This window comes from Streptomyces sp. NPDC020489 (assembly GCF_044386545.1).
GTDB lineage: Bacteria > Actinomycetota > Actinomycetes > Streptomycetales > Streptomycetaceae > Streptomyces.
In genome coordinates this window covers 386,228-412,542 of the sequence record NZ_JBIRUZ010000006.1, presented here as the reverse complement: position 1 = coordinate 412,542, position 26,315 = coordinate 386,228, and the positions used below count along the sequence as shown (strand labels likewise).

Here is a 26,315-nt window from a genome sequence, read left to right as displayed (position 1 = left end):
GGGCCCCCGCCGGCCCGCAGCACCTCGTCCGCACCCGCCGGACAGGCTGAAAACACCTGAGAACGCACGGCAACTCGCGCTAGCTTGCGCAAGATGAGAATCCTTCATCTCTCCGACACCCACCTCGCACGCGCCGACGCCCCCAACCGGCACGGCGTCAACGCCCACGACTCGCTGCGCCTCATGCTCGCCGAACTCCGGCATGTGCAAGGCGTCGACGCCGTCGTCGTCACCGGGGACCTCGCCGACGACGGGACCGTGGAGGCGTACCGGGCCGTACGGGAGCTGGTCGGGGAGTTCGCCCGGGGCAAGGGGGACGTGCCCGTCTTCTACACGACCGGCAACCACGACGAGCGTGCGGCGTTCGCCGAGGTGCTGGGCAGCGGGCATCCGGCGCCCGGCCGGGTGCTGGAGTCGGCGGCGGGGGAGCGGGCCGCGGTGAGCACCGTGGCGGGGTGGCGGTTCGTCACGTTGGACTCGCTCGTGCCGGGGCAGGTGCACGGGCAGCTGAGCGCCGTCCAGCTGGACTGGCTCCGCGAGGTCCTGGCGACCCCGGCGCCGCACGGCACCGTCCTCGCCTTCCACCACCCGCCCTTCGCGCTGGACAACCCCCTCCAGCAGCTCTTCGGGCTGCGCGACCCCGTCGACCTGGCCGCCGTGATCCGCGGCACCGACGTCCGGGTCGTGCTCACCGGCCACTTCCACCTCCAGCTCTGCGGCCTGCTGGAGTCGGTCCCGGTGTGGGTGACACCCGGCGTGGTCAACCGCATCGACCTGACCACGGCCCCCGGGACGGAACGCGCGGTGCGCGGGGCCTCGGCGTCCCTGGTCGTCCTCGGCGGCCCGGTCAGTCCGCTGTTCCACACCTTCCACGCCCGTGACCCCCGGGCCCACGAGACGGTCTACGAGCTGGACGAGGACACGGTGCGCTCCCTCGTCGAGCGGTACGGCGACTGACGGCCTTCTTCCGTCCGGCGCGGGGCCGGCGGCCGACCCAGAACTCTTGAGTAAGTCAAGCAACTGATTTACTGTTGCCTCGGTCAATCACTACGCCGATGGAGGCCCCCTCATGTCCGCCGTCCCCGCCGTCGCACCACCACGACCGAACGCCGTGGTCGCGGTGCTGGCCTTCGCCGGAATCGTGGTCTCGCTGATGCAGACCCTGGTGATCCCGATCGTCCCGGAGCTGCCGAGGCTGCTGGACGCGCCCGCCTCCGACACCGCCTGGGCGGTGACCGCCACGCTGCTCGCCGCCGCCGTGGCGACACCGGTGACGGGCCGGCTCGGCGACATGTTCGGCAAACGCCGGATGCTGCTGGTCAGCGGCGTGATGCTGGTCGCGGGCTCGGTGGTGTGCGCGCTCAGCGACTCGCTCGCGCCGATGATCATCGGCCGGGTGCTCCAGGGGCTGGCCTCCGGTGTGATCCCGCTCGGCATCAGCATCATGCGGGACGAACTGCCCGCGGAACGCCTCGCCGGGTCCACCGCCCTGATGAGCGCCTCCCTCGGCATCGGCGGCGCCCTGGGTCTGCCGGCCGCCGCCCTCATCGCCGACAACTTCAGCTGGCACGTCCTGTTCTGGACCTCGGCGGCGCTGGGCGTGGTCGCCGTCGCGCTGGTGGCCCTGTTCGTCCCGGAGTCCCGGGTCCGTACCGGTGGCCGCTTCGACCTGGTCGGCGGCGTCGGCATGGCGGCCGGACTGATCTGCCTGCTGCTCGGCATCTCCAAGGGCGCCGACTGGGGCTGGACCAGCGGCACGACGCTCGGCCTGTTCGTCGCGGCGGTCGTGGTCCTGCTTGCCTGGGGCTGGTTCGAGCTGCGCACCGAGCAGCCGCTGGTGGACCTGCGCACCACCGCCCGCCGACAGGTCCTGGTCACCAACCTCGCCTCGATCGCCGTCGGCTTCGCGATGTTCGCCATGTCCCTGGTCCTGCCGCAGCTCCTCCAGCTCCCCGCGCAGACCGGCTACGGCCTGGGGAGGTCGATGCTCGTCGCGGGTCTGGTCATGGCCCCGTCCGGCCTGGTGATGATGGTGACGGCGCCGATCTCGGCGGCCGTGTCGAAGGCGCGCGGCCCCAGGACGACCCTGATGATCGGCGCGCTGATCGTCGCGGCGGGCTACGGCCTCAACATCGTCCTGATGACCGAGGTGTGGCACTTCGTCCTCACCGCCTGCGTCATCGGCGCCGGGATCGGCTTCACCTACGGTTCGATGCCCGCCCTCATCATGGGCGCGGTCCCGGCGAGCGAGACGGCCGCGGCGAACAGCCTCAACACCCTGATGCGGTCCATCGGCACGTCGTCCGCGAGCGCCGTCGCCGGGGTGGTCCTCGCCCAGATGACGACCGACCTCGGCGGCTACGCGCTGCCCTCGGAGAACGGCTTCAAGGCGGTCCTCGCGGTGGGCGCCGGCGCGGCGCTGCTGGCCTTCGCGGTGGCCTCGTTCATCCCGCGGCAGCCGGTCGCGGGGGAGGCGGCACCGGTGGAGGCGGCCGAAGAACTCGCGGCGAAGCCGTAGCACCCGCATCGCGGTCGGTCGGGCCCGGTGCGGCGATCGCGGCGGGCCCTCGCGCTACAGGTTGCCCAGCGGCTCGATGTCCACCTTCACCGGCGTGCCCCACACCCGCAGCACCTCGTAGTCGGTGAACTCGTGCACCAGCCGGTACGCCATCGCGGCGCGCGGGCCGCGGCGCTGGGCGGCGAGGTAGATCTCGGCCTCCCGCCGGTCCCGCCTCGGCGTGCCGCACAGCTGCCACTCCTGCCCGTTCCACATCTCCGGGAGCCACCGCTGCTGCGGCCGGGGCCGGTCCTCGCGGACCCCGTACCGGGAGGGGGCGGTGACGGAACCGGCCTGCGCCGCCGGGCCGTTGATCTCGGCGCGGCGGGCGGCGCGGCGCCGGGTCTCGCACAGCAGGCACAGGTCGGGGGCGTTCTCGTCGACCGGACCGTTCGGGTGCTCGGCGCACCGGGTGCTGGGGGCGGCGGCGGTGACACTGTCGTCCAGCAGCTCCAGGGCACGCCTGATGTCGGCCTTGACCTCGTGCAGCTTGGCGTCCGGGGTGTCGGAGGTGAGGGCCTCGCCGTGCTCGCCGAGGAGGCGGAGGGCGCGGCCCAGGGCGGTGAGCTGGGCGTGGTTCATGGCTATCAGTCTGCGCAGTCCTCGGGGTTTTCGGTAACCGGCCCGGCGCTCGCCCGGGCGCTGACGCTTGGGCACCGACAACGGCCCACGCCGTCACGGCGCCCAGTAGTCGCGTTCCGGCAACTCCACCCAGGTGTCCGGCACGCCGGTGACCCCTCTGGCGTCCGTGGGGCGCAGACCGGCGAAGGCCAGGGCATGGGTGACCGCGTTGCCATGGTGGACGTAGGAGAACAGGACCTCTCGCGGGCTCTGGCCCTCGTCGGGACCGCCGCCCGGATGCAGGTCCCAGGCCTCTCCGGTGCCGTCGCGGTAGATGCTGCCCTGGTTGCCGCTCTTGGGGTTGGCGTACAGGCCGTAGCAGACGGTGCCCACCGACAGGGGCTTCTGGATACCCGGCTGGTTCGGGGCGTACCCCCACGGCTGGCTGACGACGCAGCCGCCCGGCACCGTCGTCACGCCGACGAGCCGCAGGGTCTCTTCCGTGTCGAGGGCGTACGGCTCCTCCAGCAGCTCGGCGATCACCTCGCCGTCCGCCGGTGTCGCCTCCAGGCGGCGGATCGCCTCCGCGGCGTCGATCCCGGCCACGCAGGCCAGCCCGAAGCCGTCGTGGTCCGGCGCGCCCACCGCCGCGCGCAGCCGCCGGCCCTCCCGCGCGACCGCCCGCTCCGCCTCGGTCAGGTCCGGCACCCCCTCGGGCAGCGGGCGGAACAGGTCCGGGGTGGGGCCGGCCAGGCTCAGGCGGCCCGCCGACCAACCGCCGAACCCGGGCCGCCAGGGGTCGGCCCCCGCCTCGGCCAACGCGCGCGCGTTCTCCGCGCGGCCGTAGGTGAGCGCCTCCCACAGCGCCGTCGTGCCGTTCTCCAGGGCGTCGACGTCCGCCACCCGCCGGGCCAGTTCCGCGACGACCTCCGGGGAGCCGAACACCGCCGCCCGGTGCAGCGGCCGCGAGCCGCCCGCGCCCCACGCCTCGGGATCGGCACCCGCGTCGAGCCGCCGCCGCACGTCCTCGTGGTCCTGCCAGCCCCGGTAGTCCATGCCGGCCCAGCCCTCGCCCCGACCCGCCATCACGCGCCCCCTACGGGGTCTTCACCGCCTCGACGAAGGCGGCCCAACTCGCCGCCCCAAACACGAGCTTCGGGCCGCGGGGGTTCTTGGAGTCCCGGACGGGGACGGTGGTGGGGTGGCCGTCGGCGACTTCGAGGCAGTTGTCGCCACCGCCGCCGCTGTAGCTCGACTTGCGCCAGATCTCAGGGATGTTCCTCATGGAGGTAATCCTGCGCCATCGTCTCCAGCAGGGCCAGGGACTCCTGACGTGGGCGGGCGGAGGCGACAAGGAGATCGAACGTGAACCTCAGTTGGGCGACCGTCGCCGGGTCGTCCTCGACCCGACCAATGCGCACCCCTTCGCGGTAGACGAGCGGAGGGGCATCCTCGAACTCCATCAGTTTCAGGGCCCCTTGCATCGCCGAGTGCGCTCCCGCGTCGAACGGCAGGACCTGCACGAGGACCCGGTTCCGGCGGGTGAGGTCAGCGATGTGGCGCAGGGCCTCTGCCATCACCGCGGGGCCGCCGGTCTGCCGACGTAACGCAGCCTCGTCAAGCACCGTCCACAACAACGGCTTTGTTGGGTGGTCGAGCAGCCTGATCCGCTCCAGTCGGCCGTCCACCCACTCGTCGATGGTCTCCTGCGGCGCTGTGGGGTCGTAGGCCTGGTTCACCGCCCGTGCGTACGCGGGTGTCTGGAGCAGCCCGGGGATCAGGAGCGGCGCGTACTCGCGGATCACCGTGGCCTGTGCCTCCGCCTCCGCTGCCTCCGCGAAGTGCTCCGGGTACTTGGACTTCGCCGCCGCGACGCAGTTCCGCTGGAAGAACCCCTCGGTGCCCAGTACCTCGTCCAGCATCCGCGCGCAGTCCGGCTGCATTCTGCGCGTCCCCGCCTCCAGCTGCCCGATGAACGTCCCGCTCACGAACAGCCGCCGCCCCAGCTCGTCCTGGCTCAGTCCCGCCTTCTCCCGCGCGTGCCGTAGCTCCGCTCCCAGCAACGCCCTCGGTGACGACGACGGATCGAGGTCCTTCGGTCCTGCCATGTGCAACCCCCGGCCCAGCACCAGTAGTTGTTGGGAATCCCTGTATGGCCAGGTTAGGGCCGGGTTCGCCACTCTGTGTCGCGAACGGTGAACTCTGCGTGCATACGGAGGCAAGTGTGCGGTCGACCGAAGAAGTCGTGGCGTCCCTGCGGGAGGCGCTCGTGGGTGCCGGAGTCGTCCTTCCCTCGCTCCGCGTGGACGCCGTGTCCGCCGCCACCGGTGAACCCTTCGCACTCGTCGACCTCGGCCGCTGCAACGTCCGTACGGCCGAGCGGCTGGCCTCGGTGCTGCGGGGCGAGGAGCCGGCGGTCGGGACGTACGCGCTCGACGAGCGGGACGGGCGGGTCGGCGAGGTCATGGGGCATGTCGGCGGCGCGGTGCAGTTGCGGCCCGTCGGGGGCGGCCGGGAGTGGGACTGTCCGCCCGGGGCGGTGGGGGCCGCGTCGGACGAGGAGGTGCTGCGGGCGCGGGTGCGGGGGCTCAACAGGGAGGGCCGGATGCCCTGTTGAGGCCGCTGTGGGTCAGGTGGGGCGTCCGGGGCGCGGCGGCTGCGAGGCCGCTGAGCCTCGGGGCAGCCCGAACGCGTACGTCGCCCCGAACCCGACCGCGTACCCCGTCAGCAGCCCGCCCCCGTAGACCGCCACCGCCGCGCCCAGCCCGCCGTCCCCCGCCAGCAGCGGGAACAGCGCCCACCCCGACGGTCCGATCGCCGTGGCCCCCACCCGCTGCCCGAGCATCGCGAACAGCCCGACGAAGGCGCCCCCGGCCGCGCCGCCCACGCAGGCGGTCAGGAACGGCCGTCCCAGCGGGAGCGAGACCCCGTAGATCAGCGGCTCGCCCACGCCCAGCAGCCCTGCCGGGAGGGCCGACCTGATCGTCGTGCGCAACGGCTCGTCGTGGCGCAGCCGGACGTAGACCGCGAGGCAGGCGCCGACCTGGCCCGCGCCCGCCATGGCCAGCAGGGGCAGGAGGACCGTGGAGCCCTGCTGTTCGATGAGGGTGGTGTGGACGGGGATCAGGGCCTGGTGCAGTCCCAGCATCACCAGGGGCAGGAACAGGCCGCCCAGGACCAGGCCCGCGAGGGCGCCGGTGGTCGTCAGCAGCCAGTCCGCCGCCGTGCCGATCGCGGAGGAGACCGCGCCGGCCGTGGCCATGAGGACGTAGAGCGTCGCCAGACCGGAGACGAGGAGGGTCAGGGTCGGGGTGAGCAGCACGTCCAGCGTCCCCGGCAGCCGCTTGCGGCACCACCTCTCCACGTACGTCCCCAGCAGCGCCGCCGCCAGCGCGCCCAGCACCCCGCCCTGCCCCGGCGCCAGCGTCACCCCGAACGCCGTCACCTTCGCCACGCCGGGGTGGACCACGATGGCCGCGACCGCGCCGCCGAGCACCGGGGTGCCGCCGAACTCCTTCGCCGTGTTGTGGCCGACGAAGACCGCGATCAGGGCCATGAAGGCGGTGGCGATCGCGCCCAGGGCGGGGGTCAGCGAGGGGAGCAGGCCCAGGTTCAGGAGCAGGCCGTTGAGACCGGCCAGGATGCCGCAGCCGATCAGGGCGGGGATCAGCGGCACGAAGACGTTCGCCACGCGGCGCAGCGCCAGCTTCACCGGGGTCGCGTTGCGGGCCCCCTGCGCCTCCTTGCGCAGGCGCGCCTCGAAGTCGGCCGTCACCCGCGCCACCGCGCCCGGGCCGAGCACGATCTGGTACGTGTCGTCCTCGACCACGCCCAGCACCCCCGGCAGCGCCCGCAGCGCCTCCCCGTCCACCAGCGAGCGGTCCACCAGGCCGAGGCGCAGCCGGGTCATGCAGTGGGCGACGGAGGTGACGTTCGCGGGGCCGCCGACGAGGGGGAGGAGGGCGGCGGCGAGATCGGTCGAGGTAGGCACGCCCCCGAGCGTGCGGGTCAGCCGCCCGCCGCCGCCAGCGCGGCGCGCAGATGGCCGCCGGAGTCCTCCAGAAGGCGGGTGGCGGTCGGGCCGTCCACGTCGGCGAGGAGCACCAGGATGGCGTTCTTCACCTCCCCGTCGGTGGCGGCCAGGGCCCGCTCGATCTCCTCGTCGGCCGCGCCGGTGGCGAGCGCGACGATCCGGTGGGAGCGGGCGCGCAGCTTCTCGTTGGAGGCGCGGACGTCGACCATCAGGTTCCCGTACGTCTTGCCCAGGCGGATCATCGTGATCGTCGACAGCATGTTGAGGACCAGCTTCTGGGCCGTGCCCGCCTTCAGACGCGTGGAGCCGGTGAGCAGCTCCGGGCCCACGACGATCTCGATGCCGTGGTCGGCGGCCGCCGCGAGCGCGCTGTGCGCGTTGCAGGACAGCCCGACCGTCAGCGCGCCCCGGGCGCGGGCGTGTTCGACGGCGCCGATCGCGTACGGGGTGCGGCCGGAGGCGGAGACGCCGACCACCGTGTCGGACGCCCGCAGACCGAGCGCGTCCAGGTCCGCCTCGGCCAGCTCCCGGGAGTCCTCGGCGCCCTCCACCGAGGTGACCATGGCGGCGGGGCCGCCCGCGATCAGGCCGACGACCTGCGCGGGGTCGGTGTTGAAGGTCGGCGGGCACTCGGAGGCGTCCAGCACGCCGAGGCGCCCCGCGGTACCGGCACCGGCGTAGACCAGACGTCCGCCGCGGCTCATCCGGTCGGCGATGTCCTCGATGGCGGCGGCGATCGCGGGCAGCCCGGCGGCGACGGCTGCGGCGACGGTCGCGTCCTCCGCGTTCATCAGCCGCGCGATGTCGAGCACGGGCAGCCGGTCGATCTCGGCCAGCTCGGGACGGAAGGCCTCGGTGGTCAGGGTCGCCAGCTCGGCGCGCAGATCCCGGGGCTCGGAGGTGGAAGTCATGGGGGGTGGCTCTTTCAGGCGGCTCTTTGTGAGGTGGCACTCTGCGGTGGCTCTTCAAGGTCGCTCTTCGAGGGGGCTCTTGGAGGGGGCTCTTCGAGGGGGCTATTCCAGGGGGCTCCTTCAGTGGCGGACCGAGGGCGCGGGCGCGGCTCAGGTGCGGCCGCGGTGCCGGTGTGCCAACGCCTCGTAGGACGCGGCGAGCGCGGGGGCCGCGGTCTCGTAGGTGCGTTGCGCCACCCCCACGAACAGACAGTCCACCACCAGCAGCTGGCTCGTGCGCGACGACATGGCCGCGGGCCGCAGTTCGCTCTCCCGGGCCGTGGACGTCGTCAGGACGTGGTCGGCGTACTGCGTGACCGGGCTGTCGGGGCGGCCGGTGATCGCCACCGTCGTCGCCCCGTGCTCGAAGGCCGCCCGCAGCGGCTCGATGACGTCGCCCGTGGCGCCCGAGTGCGTGATCGCGATGGCCACGTCGCCCGCGCGCAGCTGCACCGCGTTGGTCACGGCGAGGTGGGGGTCGTGATGGGCGTGCGCTATCAGGCCTATGCGCAGCAGCTTCTGGGTGAGGTCCTGGGCCACCAGGCCCGAGGCGCCGACGCCGTAGACGTCGATCCGGCGGGCGGTCGCCGCCGCCGTCACCGCCGCGGCCAACTGCACGGTGTCCAGTCCGGCCGCGGTGTCGGCGAGGGTCTGCTGCTCGTCGTAGGCGAGTTTCGCGACCACGTCCGCTATCGGGTCGTCGACCGCGATGTCGGTCGTGATCGCGGGCGCCCGCCCGGACTGCTGCTGTGCGGCGAGGCCGGCGAGGGCGAGGCGCAGGTCGCGGTAGCCGGGGTAGCCGAGGAGGCGGGCGGTGCGCACGACCGTGGCCTCGCTGGTGCCGGTGAGTTCGGCGAGGCCGGTGACCGTGAGGGCCGCGCAGCCCGCCGGGTCAGCGGCGACGGCCTCGGCGACGCGCTGCATGGAGCGGGTCATCGAGGGTGCCAGGGTGCGCACCTTGGCCGCGAGGGCGGCGGGCGCCGGCGGGGCGCCCCCTCCCGCGCCGTGCGAGCGGCTGCCGAAAATTTCCTTCACTTCCTGGGTCACCCATGAAAGATATTTTCGGCTCGGTCCTGTGGTCAAGAGTGCGCACAATGGGTGCATGGATCCCTCCGGCCTCCCCATCAGCCCCCTGGAGCAGGCGTTGCACGCGGCACGCGCCCTCGTGCTCGCCGACCTCGTCGCGGGCCAGGTCGCCGAGGCGGACGTGGTCTCCCTCGTCGAGGACGCCGTCGTCCAGCGCCGCTGGTGGGTGGAGCAGTGGCCGGACGGCACGGAGTTCGTGGCCGGGCTGGTCGCCCAGGACGTGCAGGACGCGCTCCTGGAGCGGTACGGGCGCTGGCCGCTGTGCCCGGTGTGCGGGGCGGGTGATCCGCACGCCCTGGAGGTCGAGCCGGAGCTCGGGCCGGACCCGCACTGGGTGTGCCACAAGGCCGGGGTGAAGGTCGCCGCCGTCGGGGCGCTGGGCCCCGCGATCGGCGGGACGGCCTCCTCGTGACCGTCTACATAGACCCGCCCGCCTGGCCGGGCCACGGTCGCATGTGGTCCCACCTCGTCAGCGACCTCTCCTACGACGAACTGCACGCGTTCGCCGAGCGGTTGGGCGTGCCCCGGCGCGCCTTCGAGCGGGACCACTACGACATCCCCTCGCACCGGTACGCCGACGTGGTGGCCGCCGGCGCGGTGGAGGTCAGCAGCCGCGACGTGGTGCGGCTGCTGACGGAGTCGGGACTGCGGGTGCCCAAGGGGCGGACTCAGCGCCCGAGTTCGTAGGCGAGCACCTCCGCGTCCTCGCTCGCCCGGGTGAACCCGGCCCGGGAGACCACCCCTTGGGAGGGGATGTTCGCCCGGTCGATCGTCGCGAACAGGGTGCGCACGTCGTCCCGCTCCAGCGCCCAGTCCGCCAGCCCGCGCAGCGCCTCGGTGGCGTAACCCCGGCCGCGCACGCCCTCCACGAGGTCGTAGCCAATCTCCACCCGGCCCTCCTCGTCGGGCGCGCCGTGGAAGCCCACGCCGCCGACCGCGAGGTCGTCCTCCCGGCGGACGAGGACGAACAGGCCGAACTCCGGCCGGTGCACGCCCGCCTCGTACGCCTTCAGCACCATCCCGGACGCGTCCCGCGTGCCCTGGTACGGCCCGCCCACCACCCAGTCGAAACCGCCCGAGCCGCCCGCGGCCAGGTCGGCGGCGGCCGCGGGCGAGACGCCCTCCAGGGTGAGCCGCTCGGTGTCCAGGACCAGGTTGTTGTTCCAGCGCCACCCGGTGAGCGGGGTACGGCCGGGCAGCTCCCCGCGGCCGGTGGCCCACAGCAGGGTGCGCCAGTGGTCGGGGCCCGGCTGGACGTGCGGGAAGATCCCGGTCAGCACGTACTCGGCGAGGTGCGCGGGTGGCTCGTACGGCAGGCCCAGACCCTCGGCGATGTCGTGCGCGTGCAGCAGCACCTCGGCGACGCCCATCGCGGCGAAGCCCTCGCGGCCGGCGCTGCGGAAGGGGTAGGGGTGGAAGGCGCGGACAGCGCGCGGGGTGGCGCGGACGGTGGTCGAGAGCAGCACGCCGGTGGTCTCGACGACCTGGATGATCCCGGCGTTGTCGGTGCCCTCCTCCAGGGTGATCTCGAAGGGCACGTACGCGTCCTGCGCCCGGCCCGCCAACTGCCCCGCGTACGCGATGAGATCCTCCGCGATGTGCGTCGCCGTCTGCCGGCAGCTCCACTCCAGCCGGCCGGCCCGCACCGCCTCCCAGTCCCGGTCCACCGCCGTCCGCAGGAGCGCCACCGCGCTCGCGACGGCCTCTGTCACCCGTTCCGCACCTATGTCTGCCATGCGGGCAGGCTAGGCCGCCCGCCCTCTCAGGGCGACAGCATTTCCAGCTCCCCGGCGAGGTTGTAACGGGCCGTGGCCTCCCACTCCGCCCGCCCGTACGGCGTCCTGAACAGCCGCGGCAGCTCCAGCAACCCGCGCAGCACCGCCGCCCGGCCCTCCCGGAAGGCCTCGCTGGGCACGAAGCCGTACTCCTCGCGGACGGCGGCGGTGTACGCGGCGTACGCGGCGGGCGGCGCGGCGAGGATCGCGAGGTCGGCGTCGCACAGCACCTGGCCGTCGCGGTCGTCGTCGGCGGGGTCGTGGGTGACGGTGAGGCGCACCAGCCGGGCCACCTCGGCGGTCCTGGCCGCCGACAGGCCGGCCTCGGGGAGGGCGCGCTCGGCGAGACGGGCGGAGCGTTCCTCGTTCTCCGACCGGTCGGGCAGGTACACCGCGTCGTGGAACCAGGCCGCCAGCCGGACCACGTCCGGGTCGTCCGCGTGCTCCTCCAGCGCGTCGACGTGGTCGAGGACCGCGGTCAGGTGCGTGAGCGTGTGGTAGCGGCGCTGCGGCTCCTGCCAGCGGCCGAGCAGGTTGTCGGCATAGGGGTCGGGGTCGGGTCCTTCGGGTCCCCGGGCTCCTTCCAGGGTCCGGCGGAAGCGGGCGCGCAGGGCGTCGAGATCAGCCATGCCCCGATTGTCCCGCGCCCTGCGCGGTGATCGCGGGCGGAGGTGGGCGTAGTCTTGGATTGGACTAGACCTGTAGTGGTCGTTGTCCGAGCCGTCCCTCGCCGACGAATGGGGTCCCATGAGCAAGCGTGCAGTCCTGGAGGTGATCGCCCTCGACGTCGAGGACGCGCTCGCGGCCCAGAGCGGCGGCGCGGACCGGCTGGAGCTGGTCACCGACATGGCGGCCGACGGCCTGACCCCGCCCGTGGAGACCTTCGCCGGGATCCGCGCCGCCGTGGACATCTCGCTGCGGGTGATGCTCCGGCCGGCGGACGGGTTCGACGCGGGGGACGTCTCACGGGTGGTCCGGGTCGCGCGCGAGCTGCGCCGGGCCGGGGCGCAGGAGTTCGTGCTCGGCTTCCTCGACGCGCAGGGCGGCGTGGACGTGCGCGCGGTGGAGCGGGTCGTGGCCGCGCTGGACAGCTGCCGGTGGACCTTTCACCGCGCGGTCGACCACGCCGCCGACCGGGACGCCCTGCGCAAGCAGCTCGACGGCCTGCCCGGCCTGGACACCTACCTGACGGCCGGATCGCCGACGGGCGTGGACGCGGGCCTGCCGACCCTCCTCGCGGAGGCGGCGAGGACCGGGGAGCCCGGGTACGAGCAGCAGATCCTGGTGGGCGGCGGCCTGCGCCTGGACCACGTACCGCGGCTGCGGGCCGCGGGCATCGACGCCTTCCACATCGGCGGCGCGGCACGACCGGGAGGCTGGGAGTCCCCGGTGTCGGCGCGCGCGGTGGAGCAGTGGCGCCGCGCTCTTGACGCGGGGTGAGCGGGGGTCGCCATGGGCGGGGGCGGGGTTGTCCGGGTGCCGGGAGGCGGGGTCCCTGCGGGTGCGGGGCGCGTTGTCGTGTGGTCGGGGTTCTCCGGGGGGCCGGTCCCGTGTGTGGCCCCGGACCCGGGTATGGCCCCGGCCCCGGACCCGGGGTCGGTCCCGGGCCCGGGTGCGGTCAGAGTTGCGTTGGCAGGGGTGCCGTGTGGGTGACGATCAGGCCCGACACCGCTCGGGTCAGGGCCACGTACAGGCGTCGCAAGCCCGTCCGTTCGTCCGGTTCGCCGGCCACCACCGCCGACGGCTCGTCCAGCACCACGTAGTCGTACTCCAGGCCCTTGGCCAGCGACGCCGGTACCAGCGTCAGCCGCGTCTCGGCGGTGGTCTCCTCGCCAGGTGCCAGATACCCGATCCCCGCCGACGTCAGCGCCGCGGCCAGCTCCGGCACCCGCGCGTCCGCCGCGATCAGCCCGGTCGACCCCTCGTTGCCCAGCAACTCCTCGCACGCGGCGATCACTTCGGCCGTGTCGCCGATCTCGCGGAGGTCGAAGAACCCCGGGTTCTCCCGGACCGAGGCGACCGGGGTGAGCCCCGGCGCGATGTGCGGCAGCAGCCGGGAGGCGTAGGCGATGACGTCCGTGGGGACGCGGAAACCGGCCGTCAGCTCCTCGATCACGCCGTCCGACTTGCCGAGGTGGGCCAGCGCCTCGGCCCAACTCCGCGTCGCCCACGGTGTGGTGCCCTGCGCGAGGTCGCCGAGGACGGTCGCCGAACCGGTCGTGCAGCGGCGCCCCACCGCGCGGTACTGCATGGGGGACAGATCCTGCGCCTCGTCGAGCACCACATGGCCCAGGGAGTGCGTGCGCTCGATCACGTCCCTCGCCTCGTCGATCAACACCGCGTCCGCCGTTGACCACTTGGCCGACTTCACGCTCCGGACGGGCTTCGCCCGCAGGATCGTCCGCTGCTCGTCCTCGTCGAGGACCCCGTCCGCGTGCACGGCGAGGAAGTCCGCGTCCGTCAGCAGCCTCAGCACCAGCCTGGCCGGGTCGACCGGCGGCCAGATCGCCTTCACGGCCGCCTTCACCGCGCTGTTGCGGGCCACCGCGTCCTGCACCCGGTCGTCCGGAGCCTCCCCCGAGCGCTCCATCTGCACCAGCACGGCGTGCGCGATGCGCTGCGGGAGGGCCTCGCGGGCGGCCCCGTAGCGGATGTCACGGTCGAGCAACTCACCGACGATGGCCTCCAGTTCGTACGCCGGGACCCGCCAGCGCCGCGAGCCGCGCACGACCACGACCGGCTCGGTCGGCATGCTCACGTGCGCGTAGACGGCCCGCCGGACCACCTCCGCCATCCGGGCGTCGCCCTTGATGACCGCCGCCGCCGCGTCGTCGGCGCCCCGCACCTCCGCGCCACCGGCGACCAGGTCGTCCACGGTGGCCTGCTTGACCGCCAACTCGCCCAGCGCCGGGAGGACTTGCTCGATGTAGTGCAGGAAGGACCGGTTCGGACCGATGACGAGGGTCCCCGTGCGGGCGAGCCGCTCCCGGTGGGCGTAGAGGAGATAGGCGACCCGGTGCAGGCCGACCGCGGTCTTCCCGGTCCCCGGACCGCCCTGCACACAGACCGTCCCGCCGAGCCCGGACCGTACGATCTCGTCCTGCTCGGGCTGGATGGTCGCGACGATGTCCCGCATCGGGCCGACGCGCGGCCGCTCGATCTCCTGCTGGAGGAGCTTGCTGGTGGTGGCGACCTCGTCGGGGTCGGAGAGGTGCTCGTCCTCGTACGCGGTCAGCTCACCCCCGGTGTAGCCGAAGCGGCGTCTGAGGGCGACGTCCATCGGGTCCTTCTTGGACGCCCGGTAGAACGGCTGCGAGACCGGCGCGCGCCAGTCGATGACCATCGGGTCGCCGTCGTGGTCGTGGACGTGCCGGCGTCCGATGTAGAAGCGCTCGCCCTCGGCGCCCTCGGCCCGGTCCGCGCCGGGGGCGTGCAGGTAGTCGAGGCGGCCGAAGAAGAGCGGGGTGTCGCTGAGGTCGGCGAGCGCCTTGATGCGCTCGTCGATCTGGCGGGCGAGGACCTCGGCGTTGACCCAGTTCGCGGTCACGTCGCTGATGTCCAGGGACTCGACGTCCTCACGCATGGCACGCAGGGCGGCGCGGGACGCGGCGAGGTGGGAGCGTTCGCGGCCGAGCGGGTCGTCGACGGGCGTGGACAAGGGGGTGCCTCCGAAGGTGCTGCGGGCGTGAGCGGCTGCTGCTGCGAGATGCCGACCGGTTTCCGTCCGGCCGGCGGCGCTCCGAGGAGGAGGCGGGCAAGAGCGGGGATTCTAGGCGAGCCGGAGGGGCCGGGGCCAACGCATTTCCCACGGACCGGCAGGCGCCGCCCGCCGGATCCCCTAGGGGGTCACCCCTGCGCCGGGTGGGGGAGGCGCGACCCTCCGGGTGTACCCAGGTAGCAGGGCGGAAGGGGACCTGCGGCCGATGCCCTCGTCCTGCCTCGCGCGCCACCATGGAGACATGAGTGCAGCGACCTTCACCCCAGCCCCCGGTCGCCCGTCCGGAGCGACCCCCCTGTCCGGCGACCACGCCACCCACCGCCTCGGCAACGCCTTCCGAGCGATCCGCGTCTTCGCGAGCGCCGCCTTCGGCGTCGTCATACTCGGCGAGTACGGCGAGGAAGCGGGCGTCCACCGCAAGTAACCGGCCCACACCCTGCGGGCCCCTGGCCCACCCCCCCCCGGGCCCCCGGCCCACACCCCCCCGGCGGCCCCCGCCCCTCACCCCTCCGACAGCAACTCGTCCGCGTCCACGATCCGGTACGCGTACCCCTGTTCGGCCAGGAACCGCTGGCGATGCGCGGCGAAGTCCTGGTCGAGGGTGTCTCGGGCCACCACCGAGTAGAAGTGCGCCTGGTGGCCGTCCGCCTTCGGGCGCAGGACCCGGCCGAGCCGTTGCGCCTCCTCCTGGCGCGATCCGAAGGTGCCCGAGACCTGGATGGCGACCGTCGCCTCGGGCAGGTCGATGGAGAAGTTCGCCACCTTCGACACCACCAGCACGCTGATCTCGCCCTCCCGGAAGGCGCCGAAGAGCTTCTCGCGCTGCGCGTTGGACGTCTCGCCCTTGATCACGGGCGCGTTCAGATGCTCACCGAGCTCGTCGAGCTGGTCGATGTACTGCCCGATCACCAGGATCTGCTGCCCCGCGAACCGCTTGACCAGCGCCTCCGTGACCTTCCGCTTGGTCGCGGTCGTCGCACAGAAGCGGTACTTCTCCTCCTGCTCGGCCGTGGCGTAGGCGAGCCGCTCGGAGTCCGTGAGGTTGACGCGGACCTCGACACAGTCGGCGGGCGCGATGTACCCCTGCGCCTCGATCTCCTTCCAGGGCGCGTCGAACCGCTTCGGTCCGATGAGGGAGAAGACGTCGGACTCCCGCCCGTCCTCGCGCACCAACGTGGCCGTGAGGCCGAGGCGCCGCCGGGCCTGGAGGTCGGCCGTGAACTTGAACACGGGGGCCGGGAGCAGATGCACCTCGTCGTAGACGATCAGGCCCCAGTCCCGGGAGTCGAAGAGCTCCAGATGCGGATAGACGCCCTTCCGCCGGGTGGTGAGCACCTGGTAGGTGGCGATGGTGACGGGCCGGATCTCCTTGCGGGTCCCGCTGTACTCGCCGATCTCCTCCTCGGTCAGCGAGGTCCGCTTCACCAGCTCGTGCTTCCACTGCCGGGCCGAGACGGTGTTGGTGACGAGGATCAGGGTGGTCGCCTTGGCCTGCGCCATGGAACCGGCGCCGACGAGGGTCTTGCCGGCACCGCAGGGCAGCACGACGACCCCGCTGCCGCCGTGCCAGAAGTTCTCCACCGCCTGCTTCTGGTACGGCCTGAGCGCCCACCCGTCCTCGGCCAGCTCGATCGGGTGCGCCTCGCCGTCGACGTACCCCGCGAGGTCCTCGGCCGGCCAGCCCAGCTTCAGCAGGGTCTGCTTGATCTGCCCCCGCTCGGAGGGGTGCACGACCACGGTGTCGGGGTCGAGGCGGGCGCCGACCAGCGGGATGATCCGCTTCGAGCGCAGGATCTCCTCCAGCACCGGCCGGTCGGTGGTGGTGAGCACCAGCCCGTGCGCGGGGTGCTTGCTCAGCGTCAGCCGCCCGTACCGGTCCATCGTCTCGGCGACGTCCACGAGCAGCGCGTGCGGCACCGGGTACCGGCTGTACTGCACCAGCGCGTCGACCACCTGCTCGGCGTCATGCCCGGCCGCGCGGGCGTTCCACAGCCCCAGCGGGGTCACCCGGTAGGTGTGGATGTGCTCCGGCGCCCGCTCCAGCTCCGCGAACGGCGCGATGGCCCGACGGCACTCGTCGGCCTGCTCGTGGTCGACCTCCAGGAGCAGAGTCTTGTCCGACTGGACGATCAGCGGTCCGTTCACGCGCGGCACACCCTTTCTACGGCCAAACCTCCAGTGTGCCGTACCGCGCGCCGAAGCGGTGGCCCCGTCGTGGGCAACCCTGGTCCCCCCTCGGCCGTCTGACCTGGCGAGCGCCGTACGGGCGCGACGCGGGGAGGGCGGTGGGCGCTGTGGCGGGGCTGTCGGTGCGCGGCTGGGTGACCGGCGGGGGCGCGGTGGGCGTGCTGGTGGTGACGGGCGCCTGGGTGATGGGACCGGCCGGGGTGGACGGCCGGCTGTGGGGCGAGGTGCGGCCGGTGATCGAGGCACGGCTCGCGGCGGACTCCCGGGGGAGCGGGTACGGCGAGGCGGTGCCGGAGATCCACGCGCGCTGGTTCTGCCGCGCGGAGCCGCTGGAGCTGGACGAGCGCGAGGGACGGATACGGGCAGGCGTCAACACCCTGTGCATGGAGTACGGGGTCCACGACGACGCCCTCGTGGAGTGCGGCGGGGGCTCGTACCCGCAGGTGGTGCGGCTGACCCGGGAGGCCGACGGCGGCTTTCGCGTCGACTCCCGGGAGGAGCCGCCGGACGGCGCCGGGTACGGGGACTGGACGCAGGCGCACTTCGGGTTCCTCGCGGAGTCCGAGGCCGACACCCCGCTCTCCTCCGGGCCCCTGGAGGCGGCCGCCCGCACCCACTTCGGCCTGCCGGCGGACGCCCCGGTCGGGGAGTGCTGACCGGGGCTAGCCGTCAGCCGGTTCCCCCGGGTCCGCCAATTCCGCCACTCCCGTGATGCGGTGCAAGGGGTACGTCCTCACCTCGTCCGCCGTGTGGTCGTACGCCGTCACGAAGCCGCCCTCCACCCGGATCGGGGCGACGACCCGCTGACTGGCGGTGCCCTCGGCGTTGACGTAACCGATCCACAGGGCCTCGCCGGTGAGGACGGCGGCCTGCATGGTGGCGAGGGTCTCGGCGGAGCTGGTGCGGGGGAGTTCGCCGGGGGCGGTGGTGTCGGGGCTCTCCTTGCGGGGGGCCGTGGCGGCCAGGTCGCCCGCCCGGATGGCGCGGACCGCGGCCGTCAGCAGGGTGGTGTCCGGGACCGGGGGGCCGTCCGGGACCGGCGCGGGGGCCGTGCGGGGCGGGGTGCGGTGGGCGTGGGCCCGGGCGATAAGGACGTCGCCCTCGGCCGACTCGGCGGCCGGCGCGAAGCCCATCTGGCGCAGCCCCTCCAGGAGCGTGGCCGGGTCCGCCTGCGCGGCCAGGACCGTGGGCGCCAGCCGGCGCAGGCCCAGACCGGCGGCCCGCTTGTCGGCGAGGATCTCGTTGAGCTGGGAGTCGTCGTCGCAGCGGACGTACGCGGAAGCCGCTCCCACCCGCAGGTGGCCGTGCCTGCGGGCCACGTCGTCGATCAGGTAGCTCAGCGGCTGCGGCACCGGCGTACGGGAGTGCGCGGCGAGGAAGGCGTGCAGGTCGGAGGCGGACCGGCCGGCGTCCAGGGCCCGGCGGACCGAACCGGGCGTGAAGCGGTACACCGTCGCCCCGCCCTTGGACTCCACGTCCGCCAGCACCCCCAGCACCTCCGCCAGGGGGCGGCGCAGCGGACCCGGCGCCACGGCGGTCAGGTCCGCCTGGAGCAGCACGTGGTCCAGCGGCTCGGGCAGGAGCGGGGCCAGCAGACGGGCGGCCGCGGCGCAGGCCACCGCCTGCTCGGGGCCCGCCAGGGGTTCCGGGGCGGGCGGCGTGAGGTGGTGGACCGGGAGCTTGTCGCCGGGCCCGGACGGCTGCTCCCGCGTGGCCTGCGCGGGCGGCGCCCCCAGCAGGGCCCGGCCCTGCCCCGACAGCGCGCCCCGGCCCGTCACGCCCAGCAGCTCCGCCTCGCTCAGCGTCCACCGCGCGAGCCGTGAGCGCAGGTCGTCGTCGCGCTGCTGCCCGCGCAGCGGACGCTCCCAGTGCAACCGGTCCAGCACCGACTCCGGTGCCGGCGCGGCGCCCTCCGGCAGCGAGGCCAGCAGGGTCAGCACCCGGTGGCGCACCTCCGGAGCCGCGCTGCGGTCGAGGCCGGGGCCCAGCGCGGACAGGGTGCGGTCCTTCGCGTCCCGGCCGCCGATCAGGCCCGCCGTCCGGGTCGCCGTCAGCCAGGTCCCGGCCAGGTGCGCCCAGCGCTCGGCCGCCGGGCGTTCCAGCCATTCGTCGTAGGCGGGGGTCGCCGCGTAACGTTCGTCGGCCTCGCCGTCGGAGGCGATCAGGCCCGCCGCGTAGGCGAGTTCGACCCAGAACGCCGCGATCGGCTCGGAGACGTCGAGGGCGACCGCGGTGCGCTTGAGATCGCGCACGCTCAGACCGCCGGCGCGCAGGACCGCGGGCCCGCCCTCGTCCCAGTCCTTCAGCAGCTCCTCGACCGTCGCCAGGGCCGTGTACGCCTGGCCGGCCGCCGTCGCGTCCACCACCTGCGGCCGGTGGGCGGCCGCCGCCTCGACGGCCGGCGGCAGCGGCTCGGTGACGCGGTGCGCCAGACCGCCCCGCAGGTGCAGTGCCACCTCCCGCGGCAGCACGACCGTCCCCGGCGCCGTCGGCAGCAGCAGCCCCAGGTCCAGCAGGCGCCGCAGCCGCGCCGCCGGATCGGCGGTGACCTGCCCGTACGGCGGGCCCCACACCAGTCGCCGCAACACCTCCAGGGAGTCCTCGGGCAGGCCGTCGAGCAGGGCCGCCATCCGCGCGCGGTCGGTGAACAGGGCCGTGAGCGCCGTCACCGCGGAGACCGAGTCGTGCGTCGACGGCAGCCCGGCGGCCGTCACGATCTCCTGGATCCGGCCCGGCGACATCCCGGCCGTGGCCTCCCGCACCGTCGGCCCGAGCCCGGTCGGCGACGGGTGCTGCGGCGAGGGCGACAGCAACTCCCGCGCGGTCCGCACCAGCCGCAGCCGGTCGTCCTCGCCCCACACCAGCGCCTGCTCCCGCAGGGTCCCGAGAGCACGGGGCAGCGCCCCGGCGACCACCGGGTCACCGGCGTCCCCCGCCAGCAGCGCGAGCAGTTCCCCGTACGACGCCGGGTCCCCGGCCACCGCCAGCGCCTCCGCGGTCTGCAACGCGAACCGGTCCAGCCGCTCCAGCGCCCTGACCACCGAGGCCCGGGTCCCCGCCCGGGTCGCCAACTGCGTGAGGTCGGTGGGAACGGGGGTGATGAGATCGGGGCGGGCCCGCAGGAGCGCGCCGAGGGAGGCGTCGTCCCTTGCGCGCAGAGCCTCTGCGAGGGAGCGGGGCGGTGTGGCCGGGGTGCTCATCCGACCCACGGTAGCGGGTGGGCACGACAGCGAGATCCGCGTCCACGGCCCGGCGCACCCCTGGCGCCCCGCCCGCGCACGGCCGCAGCGGGTGCCCCCCGCGTCGCGCGGCACGCGCCCCGTGCGGCTACGTCGGCCGGCCCCCGCGCGATACGGTCGTTCCCGGGGAACCAACGCGCCGCCCCCCGGAGGGACTTCGTGGGTATCGAGAGCGACCAGGTCGTCTACGAGTATCTGAGCCGCGTCGGTGACGTGGCCCAGCAGCGGCAGCTGCCGTCCGGCACCCGGATGCGGCTCGTGTCCGAGCTGCGCGACGAGATCGACCGGCGGCGGGCCAGGACGCCCGTGGACAGCCCCGCGGCCGTGCGCCGGATCATCGCCCGGCTCGGCAGCCCGGACGACGTCGTCACCGCGGCGGGCGGCACCGGCGCCGCACCCCGGACCCCGGCCCCCGCCCCGCCCCCCACCGCCGTACCCGCGCAACCGGACCGGGAGGGCCGGGAGAGCCGGGAGAGCCGGGCCAAGGGGCTGCGCCGGATCGTGCCCAGGCCGCGCCCCGCCGAGCCCGTGCACGAGGCCTCCGTGCCCCCGCACCTCGCCGGAGAGGCGGAGATCGGGGACCGCTCGCGCCAGCCGGACTGGTGGCGCACGGACCCCACCCCGTTCGGGATCGGGGAAGCCGTACCGGCGGGGTTCGTGGGCGGCGTGGAGATCCCGGAGCTGCTCAAGCCCCCGCCGCCGAAGGAGGAGGAGCCCGGGCCGGTCCTGGAGAAGGCCGCCGTGCTCGAACCCGCGGTGGTCGAGGAGGCCCCCGCCGCGCGCCGCCGGTGGCTGTCCCTGCCCCGGGGGAGGTGGAGCAACCCGCTGCTGCTGATCGCCGCGGGCCTCCTCGTCGCCGGGGCGGTCCTCGGCAACCTCGTCGCCCTCCTCCTGGGCTGGCTCATCGCCTACGCCTCGCGGCGGCTGACCGACGCGGAGACCAAGTGGGCGGTGATGTTCCTGCCCGGACTCGCGCTCACCGCCGGGCTGGTGTGGCTGTGGGGCCGCGGCGAGGGCCGCTGGGGCGCGCCCATCGCCGAGGGGCAGATGAACGACGCGGTCGCCGAGACCTGGCCGTGGGTGCTCCGGGGCGCGGCCGTCGCCTCGGCGCTGTTCCTCGTGTGGCGTTCGCAGAGGCGCCGGTAGGACGGTCGTACCCACTGGGCACAATGGCCCATATGGCCTCTGCACACGTCTGCGCCCCGACCGTCGGGTTCGACCTCGACATGACCCTCGTCGACTCCCGCCCCGGTATCCGCGCCTGCTTCCTGGAACTGTCCGCGCGGACGGGCGTGTACGTCGACGCCGACCTCGCCGTGACCCGGCTCGGACCGCCGCTGGCCGACGAGTTGGGCAACTGGTTCCCCGCGGAACAGGTCCCCGCCATGGCCGACCTCTACCGGTCGCTGTACCCGTCGATCGCGATCGAGGCGACGACCGCGATGGCGGGCGCCCGCGAGGCCGTCGCCGCCGTGCGGGCCGCCGGTGGCCGGGCGATCGTCGTGACCGCGAAGTACACGCCCAACGCCAAGCTCCACGTGGAGCACCTCGGGCTCGACCCGGACGCGGTGATAGGCGACCTGTGGGCCGAGCAGAAGGCCGAGGCGCTGCGCGAGCACGGGGCGAGCGTGTACGTCGGCGACCACCTCGGCGACGTACGGGGCGCCCGGACCGCCGGGGCGCTCTCGGTCGCCGTGGCCACCGGCCCGTGCAGCGCGCAGGAACTGGCCGAGGCCGGGGCGGACGTGGTCCTCGCCGACCTGACCGAGTTCCCGGCCTGGTTCGCCGGCTGCTACCGCCCGGCCCGCGCCTGACGCCGCCCCGCCGCGATCGACCGCAGCACGCCCGCGCCGGCCATCAGAAAGCCGACGCCCATCAGCATGCTCAGCCCGAACATGTACGTCGGAAAGGGCGTCGTCCCGAGGAGCAGCGGGGCCACGGTGACCAGTGTGGCCACCGCGCCGACGAAGAACACGACAGCACCGGCGCGGATCAGTCGGTCACCGGCCGCGGCGGAATTCGTTTGGGTTTTGTCACGCACCGGACCAGGGTAGTTCCCTGCCCGGAGGAACAACCGGGCGACGTCTTGTCACCGGCCACAAGACCATTAGCCTTGGTACCGGCGGGTCCCGACGACCCGCCCCAGTGCTATCAAGAGCCGTTTCAGAAGCAGTTTTCCGACGAGTACGAGGACGAGGAACAGACGTGCCTACCGGCAAGGTCAAGTGGTTCAACAGTGAGAAGGGCTTCGGCTTTCTCTCCCGCGACGACGGCGGTGACGTCTTCGTCCATTCCTCGGTCCTCCCCGCCGGAGTCGAGAGCCTGAAGCCGGGCCAGCGGGTGGAGTTCGGCGTCGTCGCCGGGCAACGCGGTGACCAGGCGCTTTCGGTCGTCGTCCTCGATCCCACACCGTCGGTGGCGGCCGCCACCCGCAAGAAGCCGGACGAGCTGGCCTCGATCGTGCAGGATCTGACGACCCTTCTCGAGAACATCACGCCGATGCTGGAGCGCGGGCGTTACCCCGACAAGGCCGCCGGAAAGAAGATCGCGGGTCTGCTGCGGGCGGTCGCCGACCAGCTCGACGTTTAGAGCCGGTGTCCAAAAACCCTTGATTTCTAAGGGAATTCCAGCGCGTCCGGGCCGAGGGGCGGCACCAGCCCCTCGGCCGCCGCACGGGTGAGGAGTCCGCGGACCGCGGCATAGCCGTCCACGCCGAGATCGTGGGTGAACTCGTTGACGTACAGTCCGATGTGCTGGTCGGCGACGGCCGGGTCCATCTCCTGGGCGTGTGCCATGACGTAGGGGCGGGAGACCTCGGGGTCGTCCCAGGCGGCGCGCACCGAGCGGCGGATGGCGTCCGCCAGGTCCGTCAGCGTCCGCGCGCCGAGGGAGCGCTTCGCGATGATCGCGCCCAGCGGGATCGGCAGCCCGGTCGTCGCCTCCCAGTGCTCGCCCATGTCGGCGAGCTTGTGCAGCCCGTAGCCGTGGTAGGTGAAGCGGGCCTCGTGGATGACCAGTCCGGCGTCGACCTTCCCGTCGCGCACGGCGGGCATGATCTCGTGGAACGGCATGACGACGATCTCCCCGACCCCGCCGGGCAGGGTGTCGGCCGCCCAGAGCCGGAACAGCAGATACGCCGTCGACCGCTCGGAGGGCACCGCGACCGTACGGCCCGTCAGGTCCGCCCCGGCCTCCCGCGTCAGCACCAGCGGCCCGCAGCCCCGGCCCAGCGCGCCCCCGCAGGGCAGCAGGGCGTACTCGTCGAGGACGTAGGGCAGCACGGCGTACGACACTTTCAGGACGTCCAGCTCGCCGCGTTCGGCCATGCCGTTGGTGAGGTCGATGTCCGCGAACGTCACGTCCAGGTCGGGCGCGTCGGGGAGGCGGCCGTGGGCGAGGGCGTCGAAGACGAAGGTGTCGTTCGGGCAGGGGGAGTACGCGATCTGAAGGCTCATGCCTGGTTCCAACTCTCCAGTACGGGCGCGAGCTTCCCGAAGCCCTCGGTCAGGGCGGCCAGGGCGTCCGGGATGCGCCAGGCGGCACGGTCGCGGGGACCGACGGGATTGGACACGGCCCGCACCTCCAGCACGGGCACCCCGTGCAGCGCGGCGGCCTCGGCGACCCCGAAGCCCTCCATGGCCTCGGCCAGCGCGGTGGGGTGGCGGGCGCGGAGCGCGGCGGCGCGGGCGGCGGTGCCGGTGACGGTGGAGACGGTGAGCACGGCACCGCTCCGGGCGCCGGTGGCGGCCACGGCGTCCCGTACGAGGGTGTCGGGCGGACGGTGGGTGACGGTCCCGAAGCCCAGCTCGGTCACGGGCAGGAACCCCTCGGCGGTCTCGGCGCCGAGGTCGGCCGCGGTGATCTCGTCGGCGACCACGAGGCAGCCGACGGGGGCCTCGGGCTGGAAGCCGCCGCCGATCCCGGCGGAGACCACCAGGCCGTAGCGGGTGCCGGCCAGGGCGGTGGCCGTCGCGGCGGCGGCGAGCGCGGGACCCACCCCGGCGGCGATGACGTCGACCGCCGTCCCGTCACAAGCGCGGGCCACCGCATCCCGTTCTACGGGGACCGCGGTGGCCACGAGGATGCGCATCGACGTCGTAACGCTTACTCGGCGTCGTTGACGAGCTTGAAGTTCCAGACGCCGTTGAACGCCTTGCTCTCGCCCGTGCTTCCGGGCTTGTCCTGCTCGACGATGCTGATCTCCAGCTCCTTCGGCGCGGCCTGGCCCTGCTGTTCGGCGAAGAGGTCGACCCCGTCGAAGGCGCGGTACGTCGTCTTGTAGACGGGAGTGACTCGCTCACCGTTGATCCACAGCGCCCAGCCGGTGTCCGCGATCTCCGGGTCGACGCCGATGCGCAGGGTCTCGCTCTGCGGGACGTCGATCGAGTCGGACCCCTTCTTCAGGGCGCACTTCTTGGCCTTCTCCTGGCCCAGGTTGTCGCCGCCGTCGTAGCACTCGGCCTCGGCGCTCACCGAGCTCTTGCCGACCGTGACGGTGGCTCGTGGGGTCGGCTTGTCGCAGGCCGACAGGACGAGCAGTCCGACGGAAACGGCGCCGGCGGCGGCGACGGCGCGGCGGCGTCGCACAACGGATCGCATCATGGTCATGGCCGAAGGCTATCGGGCGCCTTCACCGGCATCGCCATGTGGGGTGCGGCGTGCCGTGCGTTACGCCACGCGCGTGCGGGTGCCGCCGCCGTGCCGGGCGGAGCTCAGCAGTCCCCTGGCCGTCGTCAGCCAGCCCGCGGCGACGGCCACGGCGGCCACCGACAGGCCCAGCGAGCCGTTCAGCGGCATCACGATCCCGACCGCGCCGCCGAACACCCAGGACACCTGGAGCAGCGTCTCGGAGCGGGCGAACGCCGACGTGCGGACCTGCTCGGGCACGTCCCGCTGGATCAGCGCGTCCAGGGACAGCTTGGACAGCGCCTGCGCGAACCCGGCGACGGCGGCGAGGACGGCCACCAGGAACGCCCCGAAGAAGATCGCCGCGGTGATCGCGACACCGAGGACGAACGCGACGACGGTCACGATGAGCAGCTCGGGCGCGCGTTGCCGCAGCCATGCGCCGACCGCGGTGCCCAGGGCGTTGCCGACGCCGGCCGAGACGACCACCAGGCCCAGCGACACCGCGGCGCTCTGCCCGGACAGCGGGTGCTCGCGCAGCAGGAACGCCAGGAAGAAGGTCAGGAACCCGGACAGGAAGCGCAGGGAGGCGTTCGCGCCGAGGGCGTGGGTGACGGCGATGCCGACCGTGCGCAGCCCGGGGCGTTTGACCGGGTGGCGGTGCGGGCCGTGCAGGTGGTCCTTGTCCGCGGCGAGCAGCGCGATGTCCTCGCCCTTGGCGGAGTCGACCTTCGGCGGCAGCGTGAAGGACAGGAACATCCCCACCAGGAAGATGACGAAGGCGCCGTACAGCGGCCAGCGCGGTCCCAGTGACTGGAGTCCCGCGGCGATCGGCGCGGCGATCGCGGTGGCGAGGAGTCCGCCGAGGGTGACCCGGGAATTGGCCTTCACCAGGGAGAAGCGGGGTGGCAGGAGGCGGGGCACGACCGCGCTTCTGACCACGCCGTACGCCTTGGAGGAGACCAGGACGCCCAGGGCCGCCGGGTACATCTCGATGCTGCCGGTGGCCACCGCCCCGGCCAGCACCAGCGCGAGCAGCGCCCGGGCCAGCATGGCGCCCGCCATGGCGGCCCGGCGACCGTGCGGCAGGCGGTCCAGGAGCGGGCCGATCACCGGGGCGAGCACGGTGAAGGGGGCCATGGTGATGGCGAGGTAGAGCGCGACACGCCCGCGTGCCTCGTCGGTGGGGACGGAGAAGAAGACCGTGGAGGCGAGGGCGACCGTGATCATCACATCGCCGGCGCCGTTCACACCGTGCAGTTCGATCAGCTTGCCGAGGCCGGACTCGCCGGCTCCGTGCGCGTGGGTGGCCTTGCGGATGCCGCGGGCGGGGCCGGTGAACGGCAGGTGCAGGGCGCGGCCGACCGAGCGGAAGGAGCCGCGCGCCCGGCCCGTGCCGGTGCGTCGGCTGCTTGCCTTGAGCCCTTTGGCCCCACCGGTCCCGGTGGCTCCTTGGGGTGTCTTCGCGGTTGCCACGACGTCATAGTGCCCCGACTGAGGGGTTTGTAGTGCCGTTACCGCGCGTATGGCCGCGCGTTCGCGGACGTGCCGTGGCCATACCGAGACCGGTGGGCGGGTGGCAA

28 protein-coding genes are annotated in these 26,315 nt (G+C 73.7%); 11 read left to right on the top strand and 17 right to left on the bottom strand.

The features are described 5' to 3' along the window. The first annotated feature begins 93 nt into the window (after positions 1-93). On the top strand, positions 94-957 hold the full coding sequence (locus tag ACH41F_RS18980; RefSeq protein WP_398836654.1) for a metallophosphoesterase: 864 nt from the start codon (positions 94-96) through the stop codon (positions 955-957). Between the two features lie 112 nt (positions 958-1,069). Further along, complete coding sequence (locus ACH41F_RS18975; protein WP_391234126.1) at positions 1,070-2,518, top strand: MFS transporter; 1,449 nt, start codon at positions 1,070-1,072, stop codon at positions 2,516-2,518. A gap of 54 nt (positions 2,519-2,572) precedes the next feature. On the opposite strand, the gene ACH41F_RS18970 is transcribed toward ACH41F_RS18975, so the two are convergent. From ACH41F_RS18970 to ACH41F_RS18955, 4 genes are all read right to left on the bottom strand, one after another. Beyond that, positions 2,573-3,139: a hypothetical protein gene (locus ACH41F_RS18970; protein WP_391234127.1), complete on the bottom strand. Its 567-nt coding sequence runs from the start codon at positions 3,137-3,139 to the stop codon at positions 2,573-2,575. Between the two features lie 93 nt (positions 3,140-3,232). Further along, positions 3,233-4,204: an ankyrin repeat domain-containing protein gene (locus ACH41F_RS18965; protein ID WP_391234128.1), complete on the bottom strand. Its 972-nt coding sequence runs from the start codon at positions 4,202-4,204 to the stop codon at positions 3,233-3,235. Positions 4,205-4,214: 10 nt separating this feature from the next. Continuing rightward, positions 4,215-4,403: a DUF397 domain-containing protein gene (locus tag ACH41F_RS18960; protein WP_398836652.1), complete on the bottom strand. Its 189-nt coding sequence runs from the start codon at positions 4,401-4,403 to the stop codon at positions 4,215-4,217. Next, the gene (locus ACH41F_RS18955; RefSeq protein WP_398836650.1) at positions 4,387-5,226 is read right to left on the bottom strand and encodes a Scr1 family TA system antitoxin-like transcriptional regulator; all 840 of its coding nucleotides are present in this window, start codon (positions 5,224-5,226) and stop codon (positions 4,387-4,389) included. The genes ACH41F_RS18960 and ACH41F_RS18955 overlap by 17 nt, the downstream gene beginning before the upstream one ends. A 116-nt stretch (positions 5,227-5,342) precedes the next feature. Between ACH41F_RS18955 and ACH41F_RS18950 the strand changes: the two genes are divergently transcribed. Beyond that, positions 5,343-5,735 (top strand): hypothetical protein, encoded by a 393-nt coding sequence (locus tag ACH41F_RS18950; protein WP_391234131.1) that lies wholly within the window; start codon positions 5,343-5,345, stop codon positions 5,733-5,735. A gap of 12 nt (positions 5,736-5,747) precedes the next feature. On the opposite strand, the gene ACH41F_RS18945 is transcribed toward ACH41F_RS18950, so the two are convergent. From ACH41F_RS18945 to ACH41F_RS18935, 3 genes are all read right to left on the bottom strand, one after another. Further along, positions 5,748-7,109, bottom strand: coding sequence for a PTS transporter subunit EIIC (locus ACH41F_RS18945; RefSeq protein WP_398836648.1), 1,362 nt, complete (start codon positions 7,107-7,109; stop codon positions 5,748-5,750). Positions 7,110-7,126: 17 nt separating this feature from the next. Continuing rightward, a complete protein-coding gene (gene murQ, locus ACH41F_RS18940; RefSeq protein WP_391234133.1) occupies positions 7,127-8,062 on the bottom strand; it encodes an N-acetylmuramic acid 6-phosphate etherase in 936 nt (311 codons plus the stop codon). A 150-nt stretch (positions 8,063-8,212) separates the two neighbouring features. Continuing rightward, on the bottom strand, positions 8,213-9,148 hold the full coding sequence (locus ACH41F_RS18935; protein WP_391234134.1) for an SIS domain-containing protein: 936 nt from the start codon (positions 9,146-9,148) through the stop codon (positions 8,213-8,215). Positions 9,149-9,203: 55 nt separating this feature from the next. On the opposite strand from ACH41F_RS18935, the gene ACH41F_RS18930 reads away from it, so the two are divergent. Both ACH41F_RS18930 and ACH41F_RS18925 read left to right on the top strand, forming a co-directional pair. After that, complete coding sequence (locus tag ACH41F_RS18930) at positions 9,204-9,599, top strand: hypothetical protein (RefSeq protein WP_391234135.1); 396 nt, start codon at positions 9,204-9,206, stop codon at positions 9,597-9,599. Then, entirely contained in the window at positions 9,596-9,874 is a 279-nt protein-coding gene (locus ACH41F_RS18925) for a DUF4031 domain-containing protein (protein WP_391234136.1), read from the top strand. The genes ACH41F_RS18930 and ACH41F_RS18925 overlap by 4 nt, the downstream gene beginning before the upstream one ends. Here ACH41F_RS18925 and ACH41F_RS18920 read toward each other — a convergent pair. Both ACH41F_RS18920 and ACH41F_RS18915 read right to left on the bottom strand, forming a co-directional pair. Further along, a complete protein-coding gene (locus ACH41F_RS18920; RefSeq protein WP_398836646.1) occupies positions 9,856-10,923 on the bottom strand; it encodes a GNAT family N-acetyltransferase in 1,068 nt (355 codons plus the stop codon). The genes ACH41F_RS18925 and ACH41F_RS18920 overlap by 19 nt on opposite strands. Before the next feature lie 26 nt (positions 10,924-10,949). Then, positions 10,950-11,591, bottom strand: a complete 642-nt coding sequence (locus ACH41F_RS18915; RefSeq protein ID WP_391234138.1) for a hypothetical protein — start codon at positions 11,589-11,591, stop codon at positions 10,950-10,952. Positions 11,592-11,709: 118 nt separating this feature from the next. On the opposite strand from ACH41F_RS18915, the gene ACH41F_RS18910 reads away from it, so the two are divergent. After that, the gene (locus ACH41F_RS18910; protein WP_391234139.1) at positions 11,710-12,402 is read left to right on the top strand and encodes a copper homeostasis protein CutC; all 693 of its coding nucleotides are present in this window, start codon (positions 11,710-11,712) and stop codon (positions 12,400-12,402) included. 178 nt (positions 12,403-12,580) lie between these two features. Here the strand turns inward: ACH41F_RS18910 and ACH41F_RS18905 are convergent, their stop codons facing one another. Continuing rightward, positions 12,581-14,545, bottom strand: a complete 1,965-nt coding sequence (locus ACH41F_RS18905; protein WP_398836737.1) for a HelD family protein — start codon at positions 14,543-14,545, stop codon at positions 12,581-12,583. Positions 14,546-14,921: 376 nt separating this feature from the next. Between ACH41F_RS18905 and ACH41F_RS18900 the strand changes: the two genes are divergently transcribed. After that, on the top strand, positions 14,922-15,104 hold the full coding sequence (locus tag ACH41F_RS18900; protein ID WP_398836644.1) for a hypothetical protein: 183 nt from the start codon (positions 14,922-14,924) through the stop codon (positions 15,102-15,104). A gap of 77 nt (positions 15,105-15,181) precedes the next feature. On the opposite strand, the gene ACH41F_RS18895 is transcribed toward ACH41F_RS18900, so the two are convergent. After that, complete coding sequence (locus ACH41F_RS18895; protein WP_391234142.1) at positions 15,182-16,825, bottom strand: DNA repair helicase XPB; 1,644 nt, start codon at positions 16,823-16,825, stop codon at positions 15,182-15,184. A 140-nt stretch (positions 16,826-16,965) separates the two neighbouring features. On the opposite strand from ACH41F_RS18895, the gene ACH41F_RS18890 reads away from it, so the two are divergent. Beyond that, complete coding sequence (locus ACH41F_RS18890; RefSeq protein WP_398836642.1) at positions 16,966-17,523, top strand: hypothetical protein; 558 nt, start codon at positions 16,966-16,968, stop codon at positions 17,521-17,523. 6 nt (positions 17,524-17,529) lie between these two features. Here the strand turns inward: ACH41F_RS18890 and ACH41F_RS18885 are convergent, their stop codons facing one another. Beyond that, complete coding sequence (locus tag ACH41F_RS18885) at positions 17,530-20,067, bottom strand: helicase-associated domain-containing protein (protein ID WP_391234144.1); 2,538 nt, start codon at positions 20,065-20,067, stop codon at positions 17,530-17,532. 198 nt (positions 20,068-20,265) lie between these two features. Here ACH41F_RS18885 and ACH41F_RS18880 point away from each other — a divergent pair, with 198 nt between their 5' ends. Together ACH41F_RS18880 and ACH41F_RS18875 are read left to right on the top strand one after the other, a co-directional pair. Further along, complete coding sequence (locus ACH41F_RS18880) at positions 20,266-21,252, top strand: hypothetical protein (RefSeq protein WP_398836640.1); 987 nt, start codon at positions 20,266-20,268, stop codon at positions 21,250-21,252. Between the two features lie 32 nt (positions 21,253-21,284). Then, a complete protein-coding gene (locus tag ACH41F_RS18875) occupies positions 21,285-21,920 on the top strand; it encodes an HAD family hydrolase (protein ID WP_398836638.1) in 636 nt (211 codons plus the stop codon). Here ACH41F_RS18875 and ACH41F_RS18870 read toward each other — a convergent pair. Then, entirely contained in the window at positions 21,899-22,147 is a 249-nt protein-coding gene (locus ACH41F_RS18870) for a hypothetical protein (protein WP_391234147.1), read from the bottom strand. The two genes, ACH41F_RS18875 and ACH41F_RS18870, sit on opposite strands and share 22 nt — an antisense overlap. Before the next feature lie 164 nt (positions 22,148-22,311). On the opposite strand from ACH41F_RS18870, the gene ACH41F_RS18865 reads away from it, so the two are divergent. Beyond that, on the top strand, positions 22,312-22,695 hold the full coding sequence (locus ACH41F_RS18865) for a cold-shock protein (protein WP_361518438.1): 384 nt from the start codon (positions 22,312-22,314) through the stop codon (positions 22,693-22,695). A 26-nt stretch (positions 22,696-22,721) separates the two neighbouring features. Here the strand turns inward: ACH41F_RS18865 and ACH41F_RS18860 are convergent, their stop codons facing one another. The 4 genes from ACH41F_RS18860 to ACH41F_RS18845 are packed head-to-tail and all read right to left on the bottom strand — an operon-like array spanning position 22,722 to position 26,208. Beyond that, on the bottom strand, positions 22,722-23,561 hold the full coding sequence (locus ACH41F_RS18860; RefSeq protein ID WP_398836636.1) for a 1,4-dihydroxy-6-naphthoate synthase: 840 nt from the start codon (positions 23,559-23,561) through the stop codon (positions 22,722-22,724). After that, positions 23,558-24,196, bottom strand: coding sequence for a futalosine hydrolase (locus ACH41F_RS18855; protein WP_391234149.1), 639 nt, complete (start codon positions 24,194-24,196; stop codon positions 23,558-23,560). Before ACH41F_RS18855 ends, ACH41F_RS18860 begins: the two co-directional genes overlap by 4 nt. A gap of 14 nt (positions 24,197-24,210) precedes the next feature. After that, the gene (locus tag ACH41F_RS18850; protein WP_398836634.1) at positions 24,211-24,714 is read right to left on the bottom strand and encodes a hypothetical protein; all 504 of its coding nucleotides are present in this window, start codon (positions 24,712-24,714) and stop codon (positions 24,211-24,213) included. A gap of 60 nt (positions 24,715-24,774) precedes the next feature. After that, positions 24,775-26,208 carry an MFS transporter gene (locus ACH41F_RS18845; RefSeq protein ID WP_391234151.1) on the bottom strand — a complete coding sequence of 478 codons (1,434 nt, stop codon included), beginning with the start codon at positions 26,206-26,208 and terminating at the stop codon, positions 24,775-24,777. Positions 26,209-26,315 lie beyond the last annotated feature (107 nt).

What these genes read in the sequence shown, in the direction of transcription:
- ACH41F_RS18980 (WP_398836654.1), top strand. Translation starts at nt 94, where the DNA reads ATGAGAATCCTTCATCTCTCCGACACCCACCTCGCACGCGCCGACGCC.
- ACH41F_RS18975 (WP_391234126.1), top strand. Translation starts at nt 1,070, where the DNA reads ATGTCCGCCGTCCCCGCCGTCGCACCACCACGACCGAACGCCGTGGTC.
- ACH41F_RS18970 (WP_391234127.1), bottom strand. Translation starts at nt 3,139, where the DNA reads ATGAACCACGCCCAGCTCACCGCCCTGGGCCGCGCCCTCCGCCTCCTC.
- ACH41F_RS18965 (WP_391234128.1), bottom strand. Translation starts at nt 4,204, where the DNA reads ATGGCGGGTCGGGGCGAGGGCTGGGCCGGCATGGACTACCGGGGCTGG.
- ACH41F_RS18960 (WP_398836652.1), bottom strand. Translation starts at nt 4,403, where the DNA reads ATGAGGAACATCCCTGAGATCTGGCGCAAGTCGAGCTACAGCGGCGGC.
- ACH41F_RS18955 (WP_398836650.1), bottom strand. Translation starts at nt 5,226, where the DNA reads ATGGCAGGACCGAAGGACCTCGATCCGTCGTCGTCACCGAGGGCGTTG.
- murQ (WP_391234133.1), bottom strand. Translation starts at nt 8,062, where the DNA reads ATGACTTCCACCTCCGAGCCCCGGGATCTGCGCGCCGAGCTGGCGACC.
- ACH41F_RS18930 (WP_391234135.1), top strand. Translation starts at nt 9,204, where the DNA reads ATGGATCCCTCCGGCCTCCCCATCAGCCCCCTGGAGCAGGCGTTGCAC.
- ACH41F_RS18920 (WP_398836646.1), bottom strand. Translation starts at nt 10,923, where the DNA reads ATGGCAGACATAGGTGCGGAACGGGTGACAGAGGCCGTCGCGAGCGCG.
- ACH41F_RS18915 (WP_391234138.1), bottom strand. Translation starts at nt 11,591, where the DNA reads ATGGCTGATCTCGACGCCCTGCGCGCCCGCTTCCGCCGGACCCTGGAA.
- ACH41F_RS18910 (WP_391234139.1), top strand. Translation starts at nt 11,710, where the DNA reads ATGAGCAAGCGTGCAGTCCTGGAGGTGATCGCCCTCGACGTCGAGGAC.
- ACH41F_RS18905 (WP_398836737.1), bottom strand. Translation starts at nt 14,545, where the DNA reads ATGCGTGAGGACGTCGAGTCCCTGGACATCAGCGACGTGACCGCGAAC.
- ACH41F_RS18900 (WP_398836644.1), top strand. Translation starts at nt 14,922, where the DNA reads ATGAGTGCAGCGACCTTCACCCCAGCCCCCGGTCGCCCGTCCGGAGCG.
- ACH41F_RS18885 (WP_391234144.1), bottom strand. Translation starts at nt 20,067, where the DNA reads ATGAGCACCCCGGCCACACCGCCCCGCTCCCTCGCAGAGGCTCTGCGC.
- ACH41F_RS18875 (WP_398836638.1), top strand. Translation starts at nt 21,285, where the DNA reads ATGGCCTCTGCACACGTCTGCGCCCCGACCGTCGGGTTCGACCTCGAC.
- ACH41F_RS18860 (WP_398836636.1), bottom strand. Translation starts at nt 23,561, where the DNA reads ATGAGCCTTCAGATCGCGTACTCCCCCTGCCCGAACGACACCTTCGTC.
- ACH41F_RS18855 (WP_391234149.1), bottom strand. Translation starts at nt 24,196, where the DNA reads ATGCGCATCCTCGTGGCCACCGCGGTCCCCGTAGAACGGGATGCGGTG.
- ACH41F_RS18850 (WP_398836634.1), bottom strand. Translation starts at nt 24,714, where the DNA reads ATGACCATGATGCGATCCGTTGTGCGACGCCGCCGCGCCGTCGCCGCC.